This is a genomic window from Actinomycetota bacterium (assembly GCA_036280995.1).
Classification (GTDB): domain Bacteria; phylum Actinomycetota; class CALGFH01; order CALGFH01; family CALGFH01; genus CALGFH01.
On sequence record DASUPQ010000470.1, the window covers coordinates 1 to 2,165 of the forward strand.

The window sequence follows — 2,165 nt, forward strand, 5'->3', positions numbered from 1 at the left end:
CGTCGTGCCGTCGCGGATGAGGTCCTCGATCACCTCCCACATGCCATTGCGGCTGCGGGGGTCGAGCCCGGTGGTCGGCTCGTCGAGGAAGATCACCGGCGGATGGCCGATCAGGCTCATGGCGATGTCCAGGCGGCGGCGCATGCCTCCGGAGTAGGTCGCCACCCTCCGCTTGGCCGCGTCGATGAGCTGGAAGCGGGCCAGCAGGTCATCCGCGATCTGGCCGGCGTCCTTCACGCGCCGCAACCGGGCCATCAGGATCAGGTTCTCGCGCCCGGTGAGGATCTCGTCCACGGCGGCGAACTGCCCGGTGAGGCTGATCGACTCTCGCACGTTCGCCGGGTGCGTGGCGACGTCGAAGCCGGCGACGGTGGCCGTCCCCGCGTCGGGCTTGAGCAGCGTGGTCAGGATGCGCACGATCGTCGTCTTTCCCGCGCCGTTCGGGCCGAGCAGTGCGAAGATCGTCCCCTGGTCAACCTCCAGGTCGACGTCGTCGAGCACGGTGTGCTCGCCGAAGGACTTGCGTATCCCGCGGGCGGTAATCGCCGCGCTGGACTGGGTCATCGTGCCTCCTCGCTGTCAGGAATGCGTCGTGTCGCCGGGGAGTTCGCCCGCCGCGCGCAGCGCCTCGCGGTGGGCCTGCCAGTCCTTCTCCCACTCGGGCAGCCGTGCCACCAGCCACTCGGCCATCGCGGCCCACTCCAGCAGCACGGCCCGCCGCTCGGGCGGGGCGTGGGCCAGGATCGCCAGGCCTTCACGTGCCAGCGCGGCCTGCTCCTGGTACTCGGTGGGGTCGAACCCCAGCGCCCGCCGCGAGGTCAGGTCGATGCCGACCCGGTCCATCCGCTCACCCGCGGCCCGGGAGCGGCGGACCAGGCCCAGCTGCTCCAAGGTCTTCACCGCGCCGGCGATCGCGCTGCGGCTGGCCAGTAGCGCTTCGGCCAGTTCCGCGATGCTCTGCTCGCGCGGGTCGCAGATGGCCAGATAGCCCAGCAGCCGCCCCACCACCGGGGCCATCCCGTAACGGCGGGCGTAGAGCCGGCCGGCGTGGTCGGCGAAGGTGATCTCGGCATCGGTCGGCATGTGCAGCATACTACACATATGCCTGAGATAACACAAGTTTGTGTTATCTCAGAAGTCTCGGTCCGGCTTGGAGATCCAGGTCTGCCCGTGCCGGAATCGCACTCACTCCGGCGTCATCCACGCCGCGCCCGGAAGGCAGGCGGCGAATCCCGCCTCCAGAGCGCGGCGACCGGCCTTGCCTGGGCCATCCCTCCGCCCGCCCGCGCACCATCGCCACGCTCCTGGCCTAAACCGCCCTCAACAAGCCCACCGAAGCTCTGCTGCCGGCGTTGCTCGACGCCGGACAACGCGTCCAGAAGGCCACCGCGCCCGACGGAGATGTCCTCCCACACCTCGTCGCCATCCTCGCCGACACCATCAGCAGGTTGAAGGACCCGCCAAGACAGCAATCGTCATGACACGGCCCCGCTCGGAACGCTTGACGAGGAACGCCGCACAGCCGCCATGCAGCTGTCCTAAACCCACCACGATCGGCCACATAGCCGATTCTGCTTGGCAGCAGATGGCCGTTCGTGCCCTGGCAAGGAGTCTGTCTGTGGGACATGTAAGAGCTGTCCGCCGGGGCGGGCCCTCGGTCGATGATCTACAAGCTGATCAACCGCGGGCTCACAGGTGACGCAACCAAGATCCGTCTGCCCCCGAACTTCACGCCGCAACAGCTCATACACAGCAGCGCCCTACAGACTCATGGCAGCCGCCCATTCAATCCGCCCGTCATAACGGATGAAGCGTCGCCGTTCGCTCTACGCTCGACCCGAAATCGTCCGAGGACAGCAGTGCACCGCCTGCTGGTGCCAGCCCGCACATGCTGAACCACCCCGAGGCGGATTCGACGCTCCACCAGCACAAACACTAATGGCCAGGTAACAGGGCAGCCCGCCCGGACCTAAGGTGCCACGCTCTGTGCTCGCGTCGCTACCCGAGGTGTTTCTGGCAAATGGCAGTTCAGAGGTCTCCGAGCATGCAAGAGGCCGGGTACAAGACCCGGCCTGGCCTGCTGGTTTGTGGTGGAGCCCCCCGCCGGAATCGAACCGAGGTTGTCCCGGGTCCCGTAGAAGTGGAGGTGGCGGTCCCCGCCTGAT

At 67.7% G+C, this 2,165-nt stretch carries 2 protein-coding genes; both read right to left on the minus strand.

The genetic code is table 11. The features are described 5' to 3' along the window. A partial coding sequence (locus VF468_15845; GenBank protein ID HEX5879765.1) for an ATP-binding cassette domain-containing protein occupies nt 1-564 on the minus strand: 564 nt, incomplete at its 3' end. Between the two features lie 15 nt (nt 565-579). After that, entirely contained in the window at nt 580-1,083 is a 504-nt protein-coding gene (locus tag VF468_15850; GenBank protein ID HEX5879766.1) for a MarR family transcriptional regulator, read from the minus strand. Between the last annotated feature and the right edge of the window lie 1,082 nt (nt 1,084-2,165).

Coding starts and splice junctions, on each gene's coding strand:
- VF468_15850 (HEX5879766.1), bottom strand. CDS start 1,083: ATGCCGACCGATGCCGAGATCACCTTCGCCGACCACGCCGGCCGGCTC.